This is a genomic window from Nonomuraea sp. B19D2 (assembly GCF_040137845.1).
Taxonomy (GTDB): Bacteria; Actinomycetota; Actinomycetes; order Streptosporangiales; family Streptosporangiaceae; genus Nonomuraea.
The window spans coordinates 543,082-564,507 of the sequence record NZ_JBEFAK010000001.1; the positions used below are offsets into that span (position 1 = coordinate 543,082).

The 21,426-nt window shown below is 69.6% G+C and carries 22 protein-coding genes; 13 read left to right on the forward strand and 9 right to left on the reverse strand.

Translation table 11 applies throughout. The annotated features are described in order from the left end of the window. Positions 1-46 precede the first annotated feature (46 nt). Complete coding sequence (locus ABN273_RS02680; protein WP_349446973.1) at positions 47-1,279, reverse strand: MFS transporter; 1,233 nt, start codon at positions 1,277-1,279, stop codon at positions 47-49. 61 nt (positions 1,280-1,340) lie between these two features. Here ABN273_RS02680 and ABN273_RS02685 point away from each other — a divergent pair, with 61 nt between their 5' ends. Beyond that, positions 1,341-2,348 (forward strand): ArsR/SmtB family transcription factor, encoded by a 1,008-nt coding sequence (locus tag ABN273_RS02685; protein ID WP_349446974.1) that lies wholly within the window; start codon positions 1,341-1,343, stop codon positions 2,346-2,348. On the opposite strand, the gene ABN273_RS02690 is transcribed toward ABN273_RS02685, so the two are convergent. The 3 genes from ABN273_RS02690 to ABN273_RS02700 form a co-directional block, all read right to left on the reverse strand. Continuing rightward, positions 2,306-3,250 carry an NYN domain-containing protein gene (locus ABN273_RS02690; protein WP_349446975.1) on the reverse strand — a complete coding sequence of 315 codons (945 nt, stop codon included), beginning with the start codon at positions 3,248-3,250 and terminating at the stop codon, positions 2,306-2,308. The two genes, ABN273_RS02685 and ABN273_RS02690, sit on opposite strands and share 43 nt — an antisense overlap. A gap of 107 nt (positions 3,251-3,357) precedes the next feature. Next, positions 3,358-3,567: an acyl-CoA carboxylase subunit epsilon gene (locus tag ABN273_RS02695; protein WP_349446976.1), complete on the reverse strand. Its 210-nt coding sequence runs from the start codon at positions 3,565-3,567 to the stop codon at positions 3,358-3,360. Continuing rightward, positions 3,564-5,153, reverse strand: a complete 1,590-nt coding sequence (locus tag ABN273_RS02700; RefSeq protein WP_349446977.1) for an acyl-CoA carboxylase subunit beta — start codon at positions 5,151-5,153, stop codon at positions 3,564-3,566. The genes ABN273_RS02695 and ABN273_RS02700 overlap by 4 nt, the downstream gene beginning before the upstream one ends. A 36-nt stretch (positions 5,154-5,189) precedes the next feature. Between ABN273_RS02700 and ABN273_RS02705 the strand changes: the two genes are divergently transcribed. The 3 genes from ABN273_RS02705 (at position 5,190) to ABN273_RS02715 (ending at position 8,961) form a co-directional block, all read left to right on the forward strand. Continuing rightward, a complete protein-coding gene (locus tag ABN273_RS02705; protein WP_349446978.1) occupies positions 5,190-5,669 on the forward strand; it encodes an ATP-binding cassette domain-containing protein in 480 nt (159 codons plus the stop codon). Then, positions 5,639-6,271 carry a hypothetical protein gene (locus ABN273_RS02710; protein ID WP_349446979.1) on the forward strand — a complete coding sequence of 211 codons (633 nt, stop codon included), beginning with the start codon at positions 5,639-5,641 and terminating at the stop codon, positions 6,269-6,271. The genes ABN273_RS02705 and ABN273_RS02710 overlap by 31 nt, the downstream gene beginning before the upstream one ends. A 68-nt stretch (positions 6,272-6,339) precedes the next feature. Next, entirely contained in the window at positions 6,340-8,961 is a 2,622-nt protein-coding gene (locus tag ABN273_RS02715) for a phosphoenolpyruvate carboxylase (RefSeq protein ID WP_349446980.1), read from the forward strand. 63 nt (positions 8,962-9,024) lie between these two features. On the opposite strand, the gene ABN273_RS02720 is transcribed toward ABN273_RS02715, so the two are convergent. The 3 genes from ABN273_RS02720 to ABN273_RS02730 all read right to left on the reverse strand — a co-directional run bounded on the left by ABN273_RS02720 (position 9,025) and on the right by ABN273_RS02730 (position 13,214). Further along, the gene (locus tag ABN273_RS02720; protein WP_349446981.1) at positions 9,025-10,104 is read right to left on the reverse strand and encodes an epoxide hydrolase family protein; all 1,080 of its coding nucleotides are present in this window, start codon (positions 10,102-10,104) and stop codon (positions 9,025-9,027) included. Between the two features lie 66 nt (positions 10,105-10,170). Beyond that, positions 10,171-11,013 (reverse strand): formate dehydrogenase accessory sulfurtransferase FdhD, encoded by an 843-nt coding sequence (gene fdhD / locus ABN273_RS02725; RefSeq protein ID WP_349446982.1) that lies wholly within the window; start codon positions 11,011-11,013, stop codon positions 10,171-10,173. Further along, positions 11,010-13,214: an FdhF/YdeP family oxidoreductase gene (locus tag ABN273_RS02730; protein WP_349446983.1), complete on the reverse strand. Its 2,205-nt coding sequence runs from the start codon at positions 13,212-13,214 to the stop codon at positions 11,010-11,012. Before ABN273_RS02730 ends, fdhD begins: the two co-directional genes overlap by 4 nt. 35 nt (positions 13,215-13,249) lie before the next feature. On the opposite strand from ABN273_RS02730, the gene ABN273_RS02735 reads away from it, so the two are divergent. The 7 genes from ABN273_RS02735 to bfr all read left to right on the forward strand — a co-directional run bounded on the left by ABN273_RS02735 (position 13,250) and on the right by bfr (position 18,118). Then, complete coding sequence (locus ABN273_RS02735) at positions 13,250-14,074, forward strand: biotin--[acetyl-CoA-carboxylase] ligase (protein WP_349446984.1); 825 nt, start codon at positions 13,250-13,252, stop codon at positions 14,072-14,074. 51 nt (positions 14,075-14,125) lie between these two features. Continuing rightward, positions 14,126-14,638: a PH domain-containing protein gene (locus ABN273_RS02740; RefSeq protein WP_349446985.1), complete on the forward strand. Its 513-nt coding sequence runs from the start codon at positions 14,126-14,128 to the stop codon at positions 14,636-14,638. 51 nt (positions 14,639-14,689) lie between these two features. Continuing rightward, positions 14,690-15,610, forward strand: a complete 921-nt coding sequence (locus ABN273_RS02745) for an adenylate/guanylate cyclase domain-containing protein (RefSeq protein ID WP_349447178.1) — start codon at positions 14,690-14,692, stop codon at positions 15,608-15,610. Between the two features lie 15 nt (positions 15,611-15,625). Continuing rightward, positions 15,626-16,711 (forward strand): S-(hydroxymethyl)mycothiol dehydrogenase, encoded by a 1,086-nt coding sequence (locus tag ABN273_RS02750; protein WP_349446986.1) that lies wholly within the window; start codon positions 15,626-15,628, stop codon positions 16,709-16,711. After that, positions 16,711-17,331 carry an MBL fold metallo-hydrolase gene (locus ABN273_RS02755; RefSeq protein WP_349446987.1) on the forward strand — a complete coding sequence of 207 codons (621 nt, stop codon included), beginning with the start codon at positions 16,711-16,713 and terminating at the stop codon, positions 17,329-17,331. Before ABN273_RS02750 ends, ABN273_RS02755 begins: the two co-directional genes overlap by 1 nt. Positions 17,332-17,440: 109 nt before the next feature. Then, positions 17,441-17,617 (forward strand): (2Fe-2S)-binding protein, encoded by a 177-nt coding sequence (locus tag ABN273_RS02760; RefSeq protein WP_080042937.1) that lies wholly within the window; start codon positions 17,441-17,443, stop codon positions 17,615-17,617. A 15-nt stretch (positions 17,618-17,632) separates the two neighbouring features. Next, entirely contained in the window at positions 17,633-18,118 is a 486-nt protein-coding gene (gene bfr / locus ABN273_RS02765; RefSeq protein ID WP_349446988.1) for a bacterioferritin, read from the forward strand. A gap of 45 nt (positions 18,119-18,163) precedes the next feature. Here bfr and ABN273_RS02770 read toward each other — a convergent pair whose 3' ends face one another. Further along, the gene (locus ABN273_RS02770; RefSeq protein WP_349446989.1) at positions 18,164-18,637 is read right to left on the reverse strand and encodes an RICIN domain-containing protein; all 474 of its coding nucleotides are present in this window, start codon (positions 18,635-18,637) and stop codon (positions 18,164-18,166) included. A 261-nt stretch (positions 18,638-18,898) separates the two neighbouring features. Between ABN273_RS02770 and ABN273_RS02775 the strand changes: the two genes are divergently transcribed. Both ABN273_RS02775 and ABN273_RS02780 read left to right on the forward strand, forming a co-directional pair. Next, positions 18,899-19,567: a response regulator transcription factor gene (locus ABN273_RS02775; RefSeq protein WP_012888073.1), complete on the forward strand. Its 669-nt coding sequence runs from the start codon at positions 18,899-18,901 to the stop codon at positions 19,565-19,567. 4 nt (positions 19,568-19,571) lie between these two features. Continuing rightward, positions 19,572-20,852, forward strand: coding sequence for an ATP-binding protein (locus tag ABN273_RS02780; RefSeq protein WP_349446990.1), 1,281 nt, complete (start codon positions 19,572-19,574; stop codon positions 20,850-20,852). On the opposite strand, the gene ABN273_RS02785 is transcribed toward ABN273_RS02780, so the two are convergent. After that, entirely contained in the window at positions 20,836-21,318 is a 483-nt protein-coding gene (locus ABN273_RS02785) for a GtrA family protein (RefSeq protein ID WP_349446991.1), read from the reverse strand. The two genes, ABN273_RS02780 and ABN273_RS02785, sit on opposite strands and share 17 nt — an antisense overlap. Positions 21,319-21,426: the final 108 nt, after the last annotated feature.

The following is a 21,426-nucleotide window of genomic DNA, read 5'->3' on the forward strand; positions in this document are numbered from 1 at the left end:
GTCAGCAGGTCGGACACCGTGACTGGCGGGAATCGGACGTCACTGCTCAGGGGTGGCGGCGGAGCGGGGAGAACAGGAACGGGATCCAGCTCAAGGCCATGATCAGTGCGCCGAGCCACAGTGCGGAGCGTATGCCCCAGACCTCGCCGAGCGCCGCCGCGAGCAGCCCGCCCAGGCCGAGCGCGCCCATCAGGAGCAGCCGCATCGTGGCCGTCATCCGGCCCAGCAGGTCGTCGGGCGTGACACGCTGCCGCAGGCTGACGAGCAGCACGTTGTTGACGCCGGTACGGAAGGCCAGCACGAACCACGCCGCGGCCGCGGCCCACAACCACGGCCCCCGGTCCAGGAACGGGATGACGAGCGAGGCGGGCGCGGTGGCGAGGCTGACGAGCCAGGCGGCCCTGCCGCTGCCGAAGCGCCGGCCGATCAGGTGGGCGGCCGACGATCCCGCCAGCGCGCCGAGCCCGCCGACCGCGAGATAGGCGCCGAGCACCCACTCCGGGTAGCCGAGCCGCTCGACGATGAGGACAGGGAGGAGCACGGAGCAGAGCGGGAACGCCAGGTTGGCCATCGTCCCCTGAACGAGGGCGGAGACGAGGATCTGGTTCCCGAAGAGGAATCGCACCCCCGCACCGATCTGCCGCCCCAGCGGCTCCCGCTCTCGGAACGGCAGCTGGTCCGTGGCCGGTCGCTCGTTCACCGTTCGCAGCCAGGCGGCCGACCACAGGTAGCTCAGCGCGTCCGCCAGGACCGCCACCGGCGCCCCCGCCACCTGCACCAGCACCCCGGCCCCGCTGCGCCCCGCGATGTCCATCGCCGCCCCCGTCCCCACGAGCAGCGAGTTCGCCGACGTCAACCGCTCGCGCCCCACCAGCCCGGGAACCAGGCTCAGCGACGCCACGTCGAACAGCAGCGACCCGGCCCCGACCAGCACCGCCACCGCGTACAGCTGGCCCATGGACAGCCACCCGCCCCACCATGCCACCGGCACCGACAGCAGCGCCCCTGCCCGCAACAGGTCCGTGCCGATCATCACGGGCCGCCGCCTGACCCGGTCCACCCACGCCCCGGCAGGCAGTCCCAGCAGCAGCACCGTGAGCGTGCCGAGGGCCGACAGCAGTCCCACCTCGCCGGGCCCCGCGCCCAGTGCGGTGACGGCGAGCAGGGGCAGCGCGACGTAGCTGATCTGGCTCCCGAGTTGGCTGACCGCCGCAGCGACGAAGAGGTTACGGAAGCCGCGAAGTTGTAGGAGCGGCTCTTCCACCAAGGTTGCTGACATAGCCGCCACGATGCTGAAATGTCGGCTGAGAGCGCCAGAGATTAAGTGAGAAGCGAATCCAATGACCCTGGATCTGACGTTCACGGCCCGTGACCTGGCCAACATCCGCTTTGCGATCTCCCCGCTCGGCGAGGTCGTGGCCAGCGTGCGCGTGGTGAAGGACCCGCCCGCGCACCCGCTGTTGCGCCCTTGGGCGGACCGGGTACGCCGCCGCCTCCAGGACGTCGACTGGCGCCTCCTGTCCGACCTGGTCCCGGTCCCCACGATCTCGATTGCCGGCTTCACCTGCACCCCGCCGTCGACATCCATGCCGGACCTCGCGCTCGAACTCGCCACGATGCGGGGCGCGGCCGCTCGGGTCCGCGCAGACCTGGACGTGATCCCCGGACCACGCACGAAACGCGTCCAAGAGCTCTATGACGACCCGGAGAAGGGGCTGGAACGCCTGGCGGCGGAGGTCGAGAACTACTGGCTGGCCGCGATGTCGCCGTACTGGCCGAAGATCAGGTCCCTGCTGGAGGGGGAGATCCTCCACCGCGCCAGGCTGCTCGCCGAGGGCGGCGCCCAGCGGATGCTGGCGGACCTCGATGACGCCGTCGCCTGGCAGGAGGGGACGCTGCGCCTTCGGCATCGATACGCGTCGGGCGCCCGTTCGCTCCGCGGGCTCGGCCTGCTGCTGGTGCCGTGCGTGTTCGCCTCGCCCAGGGTCTTTTCGGTGACGGCGCCTCCGTACCAGCCCACGGTCCGCTACCCGCCGCGCGGCATCGCCACCCTCTGGGAGCGCCGCGACCTGGACCCGCCCGAGGACCTGGCCGCCGTGCTCGGCAGGACGCGTGCCCGCCTGCTGGCCGAGCTCGATCAGCCCGCCTCCACGCGCGACCTGGCCAGGCGCACCGGCCTGTCCGAGCCGGGCGTGAACCAGCACCTGACGGCGCTACGCAGGGCCGGACTGTGCTCGGCCCACCGTACGGGGCGATACGTCTTGTATGCCCGTACGGCGACAGCCGAGGCGCTCCTCGAGAGCCCCTACTTGGACGAGACGCCCACCCCCAGGTCGAACTCCCGGTAGACCCTCGCCCAGAAGCCGTCACGCAGCCACACCCGAGCCTCCGGGTACGGTCGCAGCGAGTGGCCGAGCTCCTTCTCCGCCTCGATCAGCAGCTCGGTGTCGATCACGGTCGGCAGGATCGGCCCGGGCAGCAGGTCGCGGATGTTGTCGCGGCCACGCGTGAGAATCCACTTCTGTGCCACGTGCTCGCCCACGTCCTCCACGCGCGGGCGGCTCGGCCCGAGCTTGGCCACCTGGCCGGGCTTGGCGACGTGCGGCTTGACGGGCGCGCGCCCGGCGAAGACCTGCGCGGGCGAGGGAGCGGCGGCGGGTGGGGTGACCGGGACGGGCTGGGGAGCACGGCTGAAAAAGGGCCTCAGGAAATCAGCGGAGATCACTTCTACGGTGTCGGACTCCCACACCAGGCGCTCTGCCTGGTTGGTGCCGTAAGGCGGCTCGACGCCCCACAGGTGGATGCGCACGCCGTACGCCTGCGCCGCCTCGACCGCCGGAACCATGTCCTCATCGCCCGCCAACAGGATCGTGTCGGTGACCGCATGATGTCGCGCCAGTGCCTCCAGATCGCTCCTGATCTGCGCGTCCACGCCTTTCTGCTGGCCACGGGCGTTCAGGTTGCCAAGGCGCACCTTGACCCAGGGCAGCTGGGCGATGACACGCTGGTCGACGGTGGGCACGCGGTCACGGGCTGCGTCATACCAATAGATCCGCAGAAGTTCGCCGGAAATACGTTCCTCTGCATGTTTCTGTAGACTCTGGATGAGCTCATCGGCGGCCACCCGATATTCCTTGCGCTCCTTCGCACCGAGCAGCACTTCACCAGCCGCCGCGTACAGATAACCGACATCCACCAGGACGGCGTACTTGGCTGCCACAGGATGCGGCATGAGGTCTGGGATGGCCATGTCGTCCTCCAGGCCGCGGTGTTAGTTGATCGGCCGACTATATACGCCTACTTTCTCTAGATAGTCCCAACTCCCGGGGAGCTTGACACCCGATTCCCAGGATCTATCTAGGGTAGTGCGCTCATCCGCCAAGCCGACTTCCCTGGAACGACAGGCTTACGCATCCCTCTGGCAGGGTTTCGCCATGTTTGGCGTCGCGGTTCTGGAGACTTCTCCGGTTCGGTCCGAGAGCTCTGCCGCGCCGCGAGTACGGCCACCAACGCCGCGATCTCCTCGGGCGTGGCGTCGCCCCGGACAATTCGCAGATCTGCCGTCATAGCGGGATGTTCCCATGCTTCTTCGGCGGGAGCGTCGCCCGCTTGTTCCTCAGCGCCCGCAGCGCCCTGACGACCTGGGCCCGGGTTTCGGACGGCCGTATCACCGCGTCCACGTAACCGCGCTCCGCCGCGATATAGGGGTTCGCAAGGGTGTCCTCGTACTCGGTGACGAGCCGCGCGCGCTCGGCCTCGGGGTCCTCGGAGGCGGCCAGCTCGCGCCGGTAGAGGATGTTGACCGCGCCTTGTGCTCCCATGACCGCGATCTGGGCGGTCGGCCAGGCCAGGTTGATGTCCGCGCCGAGGTGCTTGGAGCCCATGACGTCGTACGCGCCGCCGTACGCCTTGCGCGTGATCACCGTGATGAGCGGCACGGTGGCCTCGGCGTAGGCGTAGAGGAGCTTGGCGCCCCGGCGGATGATTCCGTTCCATTCTTGGTCGGTCCCGGGAAGGAATCCCGGCACATCCACAAAAGTCAGTATCGGAATATTAAAGGCATCACATGTTCGTATAAATCTCGCGGCCTTCTCGGATGCGTTGATATCCAGACATCCGGCGAAATGCATGGGCTGGTTGGCCACGACCCCGACCGGCTGGCCGTCCACGCGCCCGTACCCGACCACGATGTTCGGCGCGAACAGCGCATGGACCTCCAGGAACTCCCCGTCGTCGAGCACGTGCTCGATCACCCGGTGCATGTCGTACGGCTGGTTGGCCGAGTCGGGGATCAGCTCGTCGAGCTCGGGCTCGGGCTCCAGGTCGGCGGCGGCCTCGAAGATCGGGGCCTCGTCCAGGTTGTTGGACGGCAGGTACGACAGCAGCGCCTTCACGTACTCCAGCGCGTCGTTCTCGTCGGCGGCCTGGTAGTGGGCCACGCCCGACCTGGTGTTGTGCGTGTGCGCCCCGCCGAGCTCCTCGAACGTGACCTCCTCGCCCGTCACCGTCTTGATCACGTCGGGCCCCGTGATGAACATCTGGGACGTCTGGTCCACCATCACCACGAAGTCGGTCAGCGCGGGGGAGTAGACGTGCCCGCCGGCCGCGGCGCCCATGATGAGCGAGATCTGCGGGATCACGCCGGACGCGTGCACGTTGCGCTTGAAGATCTCCGCGTAGAGGCCGAGCGCGACCACGCCCTCCTGGATGCGCGCGCCGCCGCCCTCGTTGATGCCGATGATCGGGCACCCGGTCTTGATCGCGAGGTCGATCACCTTGACGATCTTCTCGCCGTACACCTCGCCGAGCGAGCCGCCGAACACGGTCACGTCCTGCGAGAACACGCACACCTGCCGGCCGTCGATCGTGCCGTGACCGGTGATGACGCCGTCGCCGTACGGCCGCCGCCGCTCCAGCCCGAACATCGTGGACCGGTGCCTGGCGAACTCGTCGAACTCCACGAACGAGCCCTCGTCCAGCAGCGCGAGCACCCGCTCCCTGGCGGTCATCTTGCCCTTGGCGTGCTGCTTCTCCACCGCCGCCGCGGAGCCTGCGTGAGCGGCCTCGTCGAGCCGCCGCTCCAGGTCGGCGATTTTCCCAGCAGTCGTATGAATATCCGGCTCTTCCGGTATCGATTCCGCGGCTGTGCTCATGCGCGCAAGGTTAGTCCTCCTCCTAGAGTTGGTTCCATGACGGATGCGGTTCGCACGCACGCTCTGTTCAAGCGGTACGGGCCGCAGGTCGCGGTGGCGGGCGTCGACCTCGTGGTGCCGGCAGGGAGTTTCGCCGGGCTGGTCGGACCCAACGGCGCGGGCAAGACCACCACGCTGAGCATGATCACCGGGCTGCTCCGCCCCGACGGCGGCTCGGCCGAGGTGGCCGGGTTCCACGTCTGGCGCGACCCCGTGGAGGTCAAGTCGCGCATCGGCGTGCTGCCGGAGGGGCTGCGGCTGTTCGAGCGGTTGTCGGGTCGCGAGCTGCTCCGCTACAACGGCCGGCTGCGCGGCATCCCCAAGGCCGACGTCGAGCAGCGCACGAACGACCTGCTTGCCGTGATGGACCTGGCCGGCGCCGCCGACAAGCTGGTCGTCGACTACTCCACGAGCCCAGGTCCCGCGTCGGCTGGTTCAGCGCCATCGTGGTCACCGCGGTGCTGGCGTTCTCGCTGACCAGGAGCACGGGAGGCGGGGAGTCGCTGCCGATCGTGCTCACCGCCGTCGGCGCCCTGATGATCGCGTTGCAGTCGGGCAACGCGTTCGGCATCGACGGCCGCTCGCTGTGGATGAACGCCGTGGCGTTCGGCTCCGAGCGCGGCCTGGCCACCGACCTGGCCGGGCGCCATCTGGCCGGCGCGCTGATCGCCATGCCGCTGCTCGCCGTGATAGCCGTCGCCGCCGGCCTGTTCACCGGCCATCCCGCCACGATCGTCCCCGCGGTGCTGATCGGGTGGGGCGCGCTCGGGCTGGGGCTCGGCGTCGGCTCGGTGACCAGCGTGGTGGTGCCGTACACCGTGCCCGAGCGGATGAACGCCTTCAGCGGCGCCGTGCCGGGGCAGGGCGGGCAGGCGTTCGCCTCGGCCCTTGGGGCGACGCTCGGCATCGCGCTGCTGTCGCTGCCGTTCGTGGTGCCGCTGGCGCTCGGCTGGCTCTGGGTGTGCGCGCTGGCGCCGTTCTACGGCTTGCTGGCCGAGGTGCTCGGCCGGCGGCTGGCCGCCAGGATCGGGTACGCCAGGCTGCCCGAGCTGGTCGGCGCCGTGTCAAAGGGCTCCTGAGCAGTGGTCTAGTCCAATTGGCGAGACCGGTCTACGGCTTCCCCGAACGAGTCGATACCCTTCAAAACATGATTGACCAGGGGCTCGAGCGTCGCAGCGCCGCCGTAACCGAGATGCCGGACGAGCTACGCCACGATGTGCGCCTGCTCGGCAAACTGCTCGGGCAGGTGCTCGCCGAGCAGGGGGGCGAAGACCTGCTGGCCGACGTCGAACGGTTGCGCAAGGCTGTCATCGCAGCACGCAGGGGCGAGGTCTCCGCCGATGAGATCACCGCCATGGTCGAGGGATGGGAGATCGAACGCGCGGTGGCCGTCGCCCGCGCGTTCACCTGTTACTTCCACCTGGCCAACCTGGCCGAGGAGCACTACCGCATCCGCACGTTGCGCGAGCGCGACGCCGAGGGCAGGGTCCAGCGCGAGTCGCTGGCCCAGGCCGTGCAGCAGCTGGGCCACGAGCGCGTCGCCGAGCTGCTGGAGGGCCTGGAGCTGCACCCGGTGCTCACCGCGCACCCCACCGAGGCGCGCAGGCGCGCGGTCGTCACCGCCATCCAGCGCATCAGCGGCCAGCTCACCGAGTACAACGCTCCGGGCCGCGGCGCCTCCGAGCGCGCCGAGAGCAAGCGCCGCATGCTGGAGGAGATCGACCTCCTGTGGCGTACGGCCCAGCTGCGCTCGACCAAGCTCGACCCGCTCGACGAGGTACGCACGGCCATGGCCGCCTTCGACGAGACGTTGTTCCGCATGGTGCCCCAGGTCTACCGCTCGCTCGACGCGGCGCTCGACGAGCGCACCGGCACCCGCCCGCCGCAGGCCCGGCCCTTCATCCGGTACGGCAGCTGGATCGGCGGCGACCGCGACGGCAACCCCAACGTCACGTCCAGGGTCACCCGCGAGACCATCCAGATCCAGTCCGAGCACGTGCTGACGGCCCTCGAGACCGCCTGCACGCGCATCGCCCGTACGCTGACCGCCTCCGTCCAGCTCGCCCCGCCTTCGCCCGGGCTGAAGTCGGCGCTGGCGGCGGCCGTGGACGCCTACCCCGACGTGGTCTCCGAGCTGGCCACCCGCTCGCCGCGCGAGCCGCACCGGCAGTGGCTGCTGTTCGTGGCCGCGCGCATCGCCGCCACCCGCCGCCGCGACCTCGACCTCGCCTACCGCTCGCCCGCCGAGCTGCTGGCCGACCTCCGCCTGGGGCAGGAGTCGCTGGCCGCCTCGGCGCCCCGCCAGGCGTACGGGGAGCTGCAGCACCTCATCTGGCAGGTCGAGACGTTCGGCTTCCACCTGGCCGAGCTGGAGGTGCGCCAGCACTCCCAGGTGCACGCGGCCGCCCTGGAGGAGATCAAGGCCGGCGGCGAGCTGTCGGAGCGCACCGAGGAGGTGCTGGCCACGATCCGGGTGATCGCCTGGATCCAGGAGCGGTTCGGCGTCACGGCCTGCTCCAGGTACGTGGTCTCGTTCACCCGCTCGGCCGACGACCTCGCGGCCGTCTACGAGCTGGCCAGACACGCCCTCGGCGAGCGGGCCCCCGTGCTCGACGTGGTGCCGCTGTTCGAGTCGGGCCAGGACCTCGCCAATTCGCCGCACGTGCTGACCGGCATGCTCGACATCCCCGAGGTGCGGGAGCGGCTGGCGACCACCGGCCGGCGCATGGAGATCATGCTGGGCTACTCCGACTCGGCCAAGGAGCTCGGCCCCGCCGCCGCCACGCTCCGGCTCTACGAGGCGCAGGAGGAGCTGACCGCCTGGGCGGCCAAGCACGACGTGCAGCTGCGCATGTTCCACGGCCGCGGCGGCGCGCTCGGGCGCGGCGGCGGGCCGGCCAACCGCGCGGTGCTGGCCCAGGCGCCCGGCTCGGTCGCGGGCCGGTTCAAGGTCACCGAGCAGGGCGAGGTCATCTTCGCCCGCTACGGCCACATCGCGATCGCCCGCCGCCACATGGAACAGGTGGCCAACGCCGTGCTGCTGGCCTCCTCGCCCACCGTCAGCGATCGCACGGCGGCCGCCGCCGAGCGCTTCCGCGGCCTGGCCGAGCAGGTGGCCACGGCGTCGGAGCAGGCGTACCGCGCGCTGACCGAGGCGCCGGGCTTCCCCGAGTGGTTCGGGCTGGTCAGCCCGCTGGAGGAGATCGGCACGCTGCGCCTGGGCTCGCGCCCCGCCCGCCGCGGCCTCGGCGCGCCGCGCTCGCTCGACGACCTGCGGGCGATCCCGTGGGTGTTCGCGTGGGCGCAGACGCGGGTCAACCTGCCCGGCTGGTACGGCCTCGGCACCGGCCTGGCCTCGGTCGGCTCCCTCGACGAGCTGCGGGCGGCGTACGCGGAGTGGCCGCTGTTCAACGCGATGCTCGACAACGCGGAGATGTCGCTGGCCAAGACCGACCGCTCGATCGCCAAGCGCTACCTGGCGCTGGGCGGCAGGGAGGACTTCACCCGGCAGGTGCTGGAGGAGTACGACAGGACCCGCGACCTCGTGCTGCGGGTCACGGGCCACACGCGGCTGCTGGAGAACCGCAAGGTGCTCTCGCGGGCCGTCCAGCTCCGCGACCCGTACGTGGACGCGCTGTCGCACCTGCAGCTGCGGGCCCTGCGCGCGCTGCGCACCGGCGCCCCGTCGGAGCAGGAGCGCGAGCGCCTGTCCACGCTCCTGCTGCTGTCGGTCAACGGCGTCGCGGCGGGCCTGCAGAACACCGGCTGACCCGGCCCGCCATGTCCGGCGGGCCGCAGCGCACCCTCAACCCCCGCCGGAGCGCGGTGGGGCCTAGCCGAGGCCCTCGAAGAAGGCGATGACGTCGGAAGTGAGGACCTCCGTCGCGGTGTGCGCCGTGTAGTGCCCGCGCGCCGGAGCCGGCAGCGTCTTCCAGGAGACGATGCCGGCGTGGTCGCGCTCGGCGAAGCGGCGGATGGACCTGAAGTCGCCCTCGGCCATCGCCAGCGCCGTCGGCGCGGTGGTCGGCTCCTTGGGCTGCTCCATGCGCGCGTTCTCCCAGTACTGCCGGATCGCCGACCCCGCGGTCCCGGTGAACCAGTAGATCGAGGCGTTGGTCAGCACGAAGTCGTCGTCCAGGTCCTCCTCGAAGAGCTGGGCGAGCCAGCCGAGCAGCCCGGCGGGGGAGTCGGCGATGGCATGGGCGAGGGTCTGCGGCTGCTGGGAGTGCAGCACGTTGAAGGCGCCCTTCTCCTTCCAGAACCAGTCGAGCACGGCCAGCCCCGCCTGGTCCTCCTCGCTGAGCTCGGCGAACTCGGCCGGGTCGCCGGAAGGGAAGGAGAACAGCTGGGTGACGTGCACACCCGCCACGTGGTCCGGGTCGATCCTGCCGACCTCGGGCGAGATCATCGAACCGCCGTCGTTCCCGACCGCGCCGTAGCGCTCGTAGCCCAGCCGGGACATCAGCTCGGCCCACGCCCTGGCGATGCGCTGGTTGTTCCAGCCCAGCTCGTGCGTGGGGCCGGAGAAGCCGTAGCCGGGCACCGACGGGATGACCAGGTGGAAGCGGCGTGACAGGGGCTCGATGGCGTTGAGGTATTCGGCGATGGAGCCGGGCCAGCCGTGGGTGAGGATCAGCGCCAGGGCGTCCGGGTCGTCGTTGCGCACGTGGATGAAGTGGATGTTCTGCCCGTCGATCTCCGTGGTGAACTGCGGGTACGCGTTCAGCCTGGCCTCCTGCGCCCGCCAGTCGAACCCGTCGCGCCAGTAGCCGACCAGGCGCTTCACCCGCTCGACGCTGACGCCCTGGTCGGCGCCGGCGATCTCGTCCGTGAAGCGGGTCAGGGCGAGGCGGGCCTGGAGGTCGTCGAGGTCGGCCTGCGGGATCTCGATGCGGAAGGGGCGGATGCTCACGGCGAGGCTCCTCATAGGGAGAGCGGAACGGTTTGTTCTGTTCCAAGAATATCAGAACGGAATGATTTATTCCACAGCGATTCGTTCAGAGCCCGCGTAGACGTTGCAGCGCTCGCCGCGCAGGAAGCCCACCAGCGTCATGCCGAACTCCCTGGCCAGCTCGACCGCCAGCGACGACGGCGCCGACACCGCGCACACGACCGGGATGCCCGCGGCCAGGGCCTTCTGCATGATCTCGTAGCTGGCCCGCCCGCTGACCATGAGCACGTGCTCGGCCAGCGGCAGCCGTTCGGTCAGCGCCGCCCAGCCGACCAGCTTGTCCACCGCGTTGTGCCGCCCCACGTCCTCCCGCAGCGCCACCAGCGTCCCCGTGGCCGAGAACAGCCCGGCCGCGTGCAGCCCGCCCGTCTTGCCGAACCCGCCCTGCGCCTTCCTCAGCTGGTCGGGCAGGCCGTACAGGAGCTCGGGGGTGAGCTCGAGCAGGCCCCTGGGGACCGGCTTGCAGCGGTCGTGCAGCACCTCGAGGCCGGCCGAGCCGCAGACGCCGCAGGCGCTCGACGTGAGGAAGTGGCGGTCGAGGGCGGGCAGGTCGGGGATGGGGCCGTGCAGGCGTACCGTCACCGTGTTGTAGCGGGCCTCGGGCGGGAGGTCCTCGTCGACGCAGTACGCGATGGCCGCGATCTCGCCGGGGCCGGCCAGGCCCTCGCCGTGCAGGAACCCGGCGGCCAGCTCGAAGTCGTGGCCGGGGGTGCGCATGGTGATGGCCACGGTCTTGCGTGTGCCGTCGGACGCGGTGAGGCGGATCTCCAGCGGCTCCTCCGTGGCCAGGTCGTCGCGGCGCTCCCTGGCGGCGGAGCCGGAGAGCTCCATGATCCTGATGCGGCTGGTCGGCCCCGGGCGCGTCGTCACAGCGCACTCACAGTGACGAGGGCGTTGTAGTCGGGGATGCGCGCGTCGGGCGAGCGGCGGGCCTCGTCCAGCAGGACGTTGCCCTCCGGCCAGTGGATCTGCAGGTTGCCCGGCATCACCGGGGCCCGCAGGACCTTGCCCCGGTAGGTGCGCTCGCCGGAGCGCAGCTCGACGGGGGCGCCGTCGGGCAGGCCCAGGCGGTCGGCGTCGTACTCGCTCATCAGCACGGCCTCGCGCGGTGCGCCGTTGAAGCCGTCGAGGCGCTCGTGGACCATGCTGTTGAACTGCTTGCCGCGCCGGGTGGCAACCATGAACGCGCCGTCCGGGCGCTCCAGCGCGGGCAGCTCGACGGCGGAGAACCCGGCCAGCCCGTCGGCGGTCTGGAAGCGGCCGCCCGCGAACAGGTGGCGCCCGCCGTACTGGACGTTGTCGCCGAACTTCCTCAGGTCCGCGATGCCCTGGTAGAAGGGGACCGCCTGCTCGATCTCGGCGCGGATCTGCGGCGTGCCGGTGAAACCAACTTTTGCCGAAATTTCAGGGTTTGTGCGGGCGGCCAGCTCCGTGAAGATCTTCCACTCCGGCCACGCCTCGCCGATCCGCGGCCCCTCGACCTCGGGGGAGAAGATGATCCGCCGCTCCGTGGAGGTCTCGGTCACGCCGCCGACCATCTCGTAGCGGGTCTGGGCGGGCAGCAGCAGCACGTCGCCCTCGCCCGGCACCAGCATCTGCGACGACAGCACGATGTCGATGTGCACCCGGAGCCTGAGCCGCGACAGGGCCTCGCGGCAGTACGCCGGATCGGGCAGGACCTCCAGGAAGTTGCCGCCGCTCGACACCAGCGCGTCGAGCTCCCCGCGGTGGGCGGCGTCGATCATGTCGGTCGCGGTCAGACCGGGAGCGTCCGGGACCTCGAATCCCCACATGTCCGTAAATTTCGTGGCATTTTCTGGCGTGATCGGCAGCCCGCCGGGCAGCCCGGTCGCGTACGCGCCCATCTCCGCCCCGCCCTGCACGCCGCTGTGCCCCCTGATCGGCATCAGCCCGCACTTGTCGCGCCCCACGAACCCCCTGGCCAGCGCCAGGTTCACGATCGCGCGGACGTTGTCCTCGCCGTACGCGTGCTGCGTGATGCCCATCGACCACACCAGCACCGCCGACTTCGCCTCGCCCAGCAGCCTGGCCAGGCGGTACATGTCGTCCCTGGACGCCCCGGACAGCGCCTCGAGCTCCTCCCACGACTGGCTCGCGACCGTCGCGCGGAGCTCTTCGAAGCCCGTCGTCCGCTGGTCGACGAACTCCTTGTCCACCCAGTCGTTCTCGATCAGGTGCTTGAGCACGCCGTTGAGGAAGCCGATGTCGCCGCCCACGTTCACGCCGAAGAACGCATCGGTGATCTTCGTGCCGAACACGGCGGACTCGGCGTTCGACGGCACCCAGTACTTGTCCATGCCGGGCTCGCGGTAGGCGTTGACCATCGCGATCCGCGTGCCCGCCTTCTTGGCGTGGTAGAGGTACTTCATCGCGACCGGCTGGTTGTTCGACGGGTTCGAGCCGATGAACACGATGAGGTCCGAGCCGATCCAGTCGGCGTACGAGCAGGTGGTGGCCGCGGCGCCGATGGTCTGCTTCAGAGCGACCGTCGAGGGTGAGTGGCAGATCCTGGCGGCGTTGTCGATGTTGTTGGTGCCGAGCGCGCGCAGGGCCTTCTGGGCCGCGTAGTAGTTCTCGTTCGGCATGCCGCGGCTGGTCAGGTACGCGCCGAAGCGCGCGCCGCGCAGGCCGTCGGCGGCGACGCGCAGCGCCTCGTCCCAGCTGATCCGGGTGAAGCCGGGCTCGCCCTGCTTGCGGAGCATCGGGTACGGCAACCGCCCAAGATCGCGAAGCTCGGCGCTCTTCTTGCCCGCGAGCCCCGAGACATCGCTCAAGAGGGACATGTCCAGGGCGGACATGGTGTTCAGCGGCAGCAGGCGCAGCCTGATGTTGCACAGATGGATCTCGTCCATCGTCCAGTCACGCATGCCCTGCGTGCCGAGTGCGCACCCGTCGCAGGTGCCCTGGTTGAGTATCCGCCAGGCGTAGCGCCGGTTGCCCTTGACCGACTTGAACGCCTTCCAGAGCTCCAGGTAGTTGTTCGGCTTGCGCAACCCGATGCCGAACGGCCGCCAGGACGCCCAGTTACGCGGATCCAAAGGCTTGCTCATCACTTCATTTTCCTCCCACCTGCCAAGATAGGGGGATGCCCGACTCGCGCTATTCCGACCTCGAACGGCCGCCGCTCTCCGAGACGGCGCTCAACCGCGCGCTCGTCCGCCCCGGCTCGCTGTGGACGGGCGTCACCGTCGTGGAGAGCACCGGCTCCACCAACGCCGACCTCGCCAGGGCCGCCGCCGGCGGCGGAGCCGGGGAGGGGGCGGTGCTGGTGGCGGAGGCGCAGCTCGCGGGCCGGGGCCGGCTCGGGCGCAGCTGGTCCGCGCCGCCGCGCTCGGGCCTGACGTTCTCCATCCTGCTCAGGCCGGCCCTGCCGGTCGCCGCGCAGGGCTGGTTGCCCCTCTTGTACGGCGTCGCCGCCGCCTCGGCGGTGCGCCGCCTGGCAGAGGTGGACGTGCGGCTCAAATGGCCCAACGACCTGCTGATCGGCGAGCGCAAGCTGGCCGGGATCCTGGCCGAGCGGGCCGATGACGCCGTCGTCATCGGCATGGGGATGAACGTGTCGCTCAGGCCGGAGGAGCTGCCCGTCGAGACGGCCACCTCGCTGATCATCGAGAAGGCGGCCTGCATCGACCGCGATCCGCTGCTCAGGGCCGTGCTCAGGGAGATCGAGAGCCACTACCGGGACTGGACGGCGGCGGCGGGCGACGCGGAGGCGTCGGGGCTGCGCTCGGCGTACCTGGCGGTCAGCGCCACGGTCGGGCGCAGGGTCAGGGTGGAGCTGCCGAACGAGCAGGCGCTGATCGGGCTGGCCACGGGGATCGACCGGTTCGGGCACCTGCAGGTGGAGTCGGAGGGCGAGCGCTACACGCTGAGCGCCGGAGATGTCGTACATGTACGGACAGCGGAATGAGCAGCGGAATCAGCATGGCCGCCGGGCGGCGATGATGGCACGATTTGGGCCATGACTCTTCCCGACCATCATCTGACGCAGGGTGAGCAGCGCGTCAGATCCTTCCACCCCCACTGGAAGCGGCTCATAGGCCCCTTCTTCGCGCTGATCCTCATCGTCGGGGCGGTCGGCGCGGCGCTGTTCCTCATTCCGGGCGAGTGGGAGTACGCCTTCTACGCCAGGATCGCCGCCGTCGTCATCGGCCTCATCCTGCTGACGATCTATACGCTCGTGCCGTACCTGCGCTGGGTGAACACCGGTTACGTGCTCACCACCCACCGCTTCACGATCAGTATGGGCGTGCTCAACAAGTCGACCGATGAGATCCCGATCGCCAAGGTCAACACGGTCAGCTCCGACCAGACGTTCCCCGAGCGCCTGCTCGGCTGCGGCACGCTGACCGTCGAGTCGGCGGGTGACCGGGGCGAGATCGTGCTGCGTGACATCCCGAAGATCCAGGACGTCCGCACCGACCTGTTCAGGCTCGTCGAGGACGCCTCCGACGGCGAGATCGACGGCCGCTGACGCGTGAGCAGCCCCAGCCGCGGCAGGCCGACCGCCGAGGAGATCGAGCGGATGCTCGTCGGCGCGTCGCCCCGCTTCACGAAGAAGCAGGTCACGGACGAGGCAGGCGTGCCGCAGGAGCTGGCCGAGCGCATCTGGCGCGCGCTCGGGTTCGCGCAGCGGGCCGACGACGCCGTGGCCTTCACCGACGGCGACGTCGCCGCGCTGCGCCGGGTACGCGAGATGCTCGACAGCGGCGCGCTCGACGAGCAGACCGTCATCCGCATGGCCCGCGCGCTCGGCCAGACCACGGCCAGGCTGGCGCAGTGGCAGGCCGAGATCATGATCGGTGCGATGCTGCCGCAGGAGCCCTCGGAGGAGGATCTGGCCCACGTGCTCGACGCGGCGCTGGCGCTGCGGCCCGGCTTCGAGCACGTGCTGATCCACGTCTGGCGGGCCCAGCTCGCCGCCGCGGGCACCCGCCTGCTGGCCATCGCCGACGGCAACGACGAGCTGGTGCCGACCCGGGTGACGATGGCGGTGGGGTTCGCTGATCTGGTGTCGTTCACCAGGCGGAGCCGCGAGCTCGATGAGAAGGAGCTGGCCGAGCTGGTCGAGGGGTTCGAGGCGCGGGCCTCCGACGTGGTGGCCTCCCACGGCGCCAGGCTGGTCAAGACGCTGGGTGACGAGGTGCTGTTCACCGCGCCGACCGCGGCCCAGGCGGCGGAGATCGCGCTCGACCTGGTCGAGTCGGGCGTCGAGCTGCGCGTCGGCATGGCGTACGGGCCCGTGCTGCCCACGATGGGCGACGTCTTCGGCACCACCGTCAACCTGGCCGCCAGGCTCACGGCCATCGCCAGGCCGGACACGATCCTGGTCGACTCCTCGCTGGCCGAGGGGCTCGAGGGGTTCGAGTTGCAGAAGATAAGACGCCGTCCCGCCAGGGGCCTCGGCATGGTCCAGCCCTACGTCTTGCGGAGATCATCCTCCTGACACAAGATGGCTGCCATGCCGTACGAAGTGCAGGGCGTCATCGCCCGAGCCAAGGGCCAGGAAGTCTCCCTAGAGACGGTCGTGGTGCCGGACCCCGGTCCCGGCGAGGCGGTCGTCAACGTGCAGGCCTGCGGTGTCTGCCACACCGACCTGCACTATCGCGAGGGCGGGATCAACGACGACTTCCCGTTCCTGCTCGGGCACGAGGCGGCGGGCGTCGTCGAGGCGGTCGGCCCCGGCGTCACCGAGGTTGCCCCCGGCGACTTCGTGATACTCAACTGGCGCGCGGTGTGCGGACAGTGCCGCGCGTGCCTGCGCGGCCGTCCCTGGTACTGCTTCAACACCCACAACGCCGGCCAGAAGATGACGCTCAAGGACGGCACGGAGCTGTCGCCGGCACTGGGCATCGGCGCGTTCCTGGAGAAGACGCTGGTCGCCGCCGGGCAGTGCACCAAGGTCTCCGCGGAGGCGCCCGCGGCGGTCGCGGGCCTGCTGGGCTGCGGTGTCATGGCGGGCATCGGCGCCGCGATCAACACCGGCGGGGTGACCCGCGGCGACTCCGTCGCCGTCATCGGCTGCGGTGGCGTGGGGGACGCCGCGATCCTCGGCTCCTCGCTGGCCGGCGCCTCGAAGATCATCGCGGTGGACGTGGAGGACCGCAAGCTGGACTGGGCCCGCGACTTCGGCGCCACCCACACCGTCAACTCCCGCGAGAGCGACCCGGTCGCGGCGATCCGCGACCTGACCGGGGGCTTCGGCGCCGACGTGGTCATCGAGGCTCTGGGCCGCCCGGAGACGTACCAGCAGGCCTTCTACGCCCGGGACCTGGCCGGCACGGTCGTCCTGGTCGGCGTCCCCACCCCCGAGATGAAGCTCGAGCTGCCGCTCCTCGACGTCTTCGGCCGCGGCGGCGCGCTCAAATCCTCCTGGTACGGCGACTGCCTGCCGGCACGGGACTTCCCGATGCTCATCGACCTGTTCCTGCAGAACAGGCTGCCGCTGGACAAGTTCGTCACCGAGACCATCGGGGTCGGCCAGGTCGAGGAGGCGTTCGCGAAGATGCACCGCGGCGAGGTGCTGCGCTCGGTGGTGATGTTCTGATGATCGACAGAGTCATCACCTCGGGCACGTTCTCGCTGGACGGCGGCACCTGGGACGTCGACAACAACATCTGGCTGGTCGGCGACGCCCGCGAGGTCGTCGTCATCGACGCCGCCCACGACGCCGGGCCGATCGCCGAGCGGGCGGGCGGGCGCACGGTCAAGGCCGTCGTCTGCACCCACGCGCACAACGACCACATCAACGCCGCCAAGCCGCTCGCCGACCACACCGGCGCGCCGATCCGGCTCCATCCCGCCGACCAGGTGCTGTGGGAGCAGCAGTACGGCGACACCGTGCCGTACCAGCCGCTGGCCGACGGGGACAAGATCGAGGTCGGCGGGATCGCGCTGGAGGTGCTCCACACGCCCGGCCACGCACCCGGGGCGGTGTGCCTGTACGCGCCGGACCTCGGCGCCCTGTTCAGCGGCGACACCCTCTTCAAGGGCGGGCCGGGGGCGACCGGCCGGTCGTACAGCTCGTTCGACACGATCATCGACTCGATCAGGAAGCGGCTGCTGACACTGCCTCCCGAGACCGTCGTGCACACGGGACACGGCGACTCCACCACGATCGGCGCAGAGGCCCCCCACCTGGAGGAATGGATCGCGCGAGGCAGATAGCAGAGTGTGGCCCAGCTAACGTAGGCAAGCCTTACCAAAGTGAGCTACCTTAGGTGTGCCTAACCTAAAGGCGCCCACCTTTGCTGCTTGTCGAGAGGCCTGCCACCGGATGTACGTGTGCATTTGTCGTGCTGTGACGGAGAACGAGGTGCACGACTGCATCGCTGCCGGGGCCAAGAGCGCGAAGCAGATTCGCGACACCACAGGTGCTGGTGGGGACTGTGCCCGATGTGTGCGGAAGATCTGTGCAATCCTGAAAAGGTCTGAAGAACTGACGACCGCATAGCAAGGGGCCCGTTCTATGCAGGGCGACAAGCAGATCATCGAGCTGCTCAACGAACAGCTGACCGCCGAGCTCACCGCCATCAACCAGTATTTCCTCCACGCCAAGATGCAGGAGAACTGGGGATACACGAAGCTCGCCGAGCACACCCGCGCGGAGTCGATCGACGAGATGCGCCACGCCGAGCGCCTCACCGATCGCATCCTCTTCCTCGAGGGACTGCCCAATTATCAGCGTCTGGGGACTCTCCACATCGGGCAGACCGTCGAGGAGCAGCTCAAGGCGGACCTCGAGGTGGAGCTCTCGGTCGTGCAGCGCCTGCGCCCGGCGATCGCACTCATGCGCGAGAAGGGCGACATCACCTCGGCCCGTATCTTCGAGGAGATCCTCGAGGACGAGGAAGTGCACATCGACTACCTGGAGACGGAGCTCGGCCTCATCCGCAGCCTGGGCGAGCAGCTCTACCTGGCTCGCTACGCCGAGCCGCCGTCGTCCGACGACTGACCACGGCCATCGGGTGGGCCTGCCCGGGCCCACCCGATGCCGGCTCTAGCGCATGATCCAGGCCTGGTCGGAGATGTTCTTGCAGGTCCACTGGATGATCCACTTGCCCGGCTTGTGCTCGCCCTTGCCGACCGCCAGGCACATCCCGGTGGCCCGGTTCCGCAGGTGCTGGTTGTCGTAGACCCACTCCTGCTCGGTCCCGCCGTCGGTGCACGGCCACTGGATCGCGTACTTGCCCTTGACCTGGACGCCACCCGCGATCGCCAGGCACATGCCGGTCTTGGCGTTGACGAGCTTGCGCCCCCGGTAGATCCACTGCTGGTCCTTGCGGGTGGAGCAGGTCCACTGGATGACCCTCTTGCCCGCCCTCACCTCGCCCTTGCCCACGGCCAGGCAGAGCTCGGTGGCGGCGTTCATCAGGCGCGACCGGCTCGCCGCCGAGGCGGGAGCGGCGGCCAGGGACAGCGCCATGGCGGCGGTAGCGGTGACGGCGAACAGTTTCTTGGGAATGGCAACCACGTCAATGACCTTCCTGCGACAGTGTTGATCAGTGAGACGCGTGCAATTTCCTTTTTGTTCTGATCGGTCGCGGAGCGTTGGTCATGACGCGGAACGCCCACACCATGATCCCGTCTCCCCGGCTACTCGGCCAACAGCGGTAATTTAATCCGGACTAACCGATATTTAGCCGCGTTTGCCCAGGTCAATGGATAGGTCAACTACGAGTCAAACCCGGCGCTGTGCCCGGGAAACGATCGCCTAAGGTCCTACGATCGCTTCATGACCTGCGTACTTCTAGCCGAGGATGACACCTCGATCTCGGAGCCGCTCGCGCGTGCACTACGCCGCGAGGGTTACCAGGTCGAGGTGAGCCCCGACGGCCCGCAAGCCCTGGAGCGGGCGCTGTCGGGCGGCATCGACCTCATCGTTCTTGATCTCGGCCTGCCCGAAATGGACGGGCTGGAGGTGGCCCGCCGAATCCGGGCCGAGGGGCATGGCACCCCGGTACTTATACTCACCGCCCGCGTCGACGAGGTCGACACGGTCGTCGGACTGGACGCCGGGGCGGACGACTACGTGACCAAACCGTTCAGGCTGGCTGAGCTGCTCGCTCGGGTACGCGCGCTGCTCCGCCGCGGCACCTCCGAGACGCCTGTCGTCCAGGGCGTGCGCATCGACGCCGATTCACGTCGGGCGTGGATGGGGGACAAGGAGCTGCACCTGACGACCAAGGAGTTCGACCTGCTGCGCGTGCTCGTACGTGACGCCGGGAAGGTCGTCACCCGCGAGCAGATCATGAGGGAGGTCTGGGACACCAACTGGTGGGGTTCGACCAAGACACTCGACATGCACATCTCCTGGCTGCGCCGCAAGCTCGGCGACGACGCCGCGAAGCCGCGTTACATCACTACCGTCCGGGGAGTCGGCTTCCGGTTCGAGCGCGAGTAGGGAGATGCGCCGCCGACTGCTCTCTTCCACGCTGCTTGTCGCGGTCATCGCGGTCCTGCTGCTGGGGGTCCCCCTGGGCGTCGTCGTCAGCCGCCTCATCGTCGACGAGGCGGCTCAGGAGCTCGGGGCGGAGGCCAAGCGCCTCGTGGGAGAGGTCGAGTATGCCCGTGTTCAGGAGACACCGCTCGACCCTCAGCAGCTGGAACAGAAATACCCCGGCCGGTACATACAGATCTGGGAGCGCGGAACCCCCCTCCGGGTGACCGTTGTCGGCACCGCCCCGCCGTCCGGTCACCTCATGACCGAGGACGCGCAGACCAACACCGGCGTCTATGTCCGAATAAGTCGCGACAGGGATAGGGTCGAACAGGATGTACGGGCACGCCTCCTGCTCATCGTGGCCCTGGCCGGCGCGGCCCTCGCGGTGGCCGTGAGCCTGGCCGTCGTACAGTCTCGGCGGCTGACGCTACCCCTGCAGGACCTGGCGAAGATCGCCGAGCGGCTGGGCTCCGGCGACGCGCGGCCCAGCAAGCACCGCTACGGCATACCCGAGCTGGACCGGGTGGCGCAGGTGCTCGACCGCAGTGCGACCCGCATCTCCGACCTGCTCACGCGCGAGCGCGAGTTCGCCACCGACGCCTCCCATCAGCTCCGTACCCCCTTGACCGGCCTCACCATGCGCCTGGAGGAGATCGTGTCGGCCGCGGACCATCCCGAGATCGTACGCGAGGAGGGCGAGGCGGCGATCGTGCAGGCGGAGCGGCTCACCGCCGTGATCGACGAGCTGCTGGCCGCGGCCCGGCGCCAGCGACACGCCCAGGCCGAGCCGATCGCCGTCGACGAGGTCCTCATCCAGCAGATCAGGGAGTGGGAGCCGGTCTTCAAGGACGCCGGCCGTGCCCTGCGGCTCGAAGGCGGGCGCGGCCTGAAGGCGTTGGCCACCACCGGCGGCTTCGGCCAGGTGATCGCCTCCCTGCTGGAGAACTCCCTGCGCCACGGCGGTGGCGTCGTCACCGTCACCTCCACCAGCGGCGACAACTACGTGGTGATCGAGGTCTCGGACGAGGGCCCGGGGATCGCCGACGAGATAGCCCCCAAGATCTTCGAGCGGAACGTCAGCGGCGGTGGCGGCACCGGCCTCGGACTGACACTCGCCCGCGCGCTGGCCGCCGCCGACGGCGGCAGACTGGAGCTCGTACGGCGCCGCCCGGCCACGTTCGCCATCTTCCTGCGCCCGGCGGAGGACGACGGCAACAGGAACAGGGTGGTCAGCGGTCCTGCTTGACCGCGGCCTCGGGCAGCTCCACCGGGATCGGCTCGGTGGCCTCCAGGAACACCCACTTCTTGTACGACCAGTAGCGGAACAGCGTGCCGAGCCCGACGCCCACGATGTTGGCGATGTTGAGGCTGAGCGTGTCGTGCAGGTCGAGCGTGTAGGTGGTGAAACCGATGGTCAGCATGCCGAACAGCAGCGCGATGCCGTTGAGCAGGAAGAACAGGAAGTATTGGCGCCCCAGCCCGCTCTGCTCGCGGTGCCGGAAGGTCCAGTAGCGGTTGCCGAGGTAGGCGAAGGTGGTGGAGACCGTCGTCGCCGCGACCTTGGACGTCAGCGGGCCCAAGCCCACCCCGACGCTGCAGAGGTTGAGCATGCCCAAGTCGATCAGGAAGGCGATGGCCCCGATGCTGCCGAACTTGGCGAGCTCGTGGACCAGGGACGCGAACCGCTCGTAGAGGCGTCTTATGACATTCACGTCTCTGCTCGGTCCTTTCCCTGCGCCGCGCCTGACCTCTTCAGCGTACCGGTCGCGATGTAGGTCGATGTCACCCTCGCGAAGAACCTGCTTAGAAATACCGTCTTA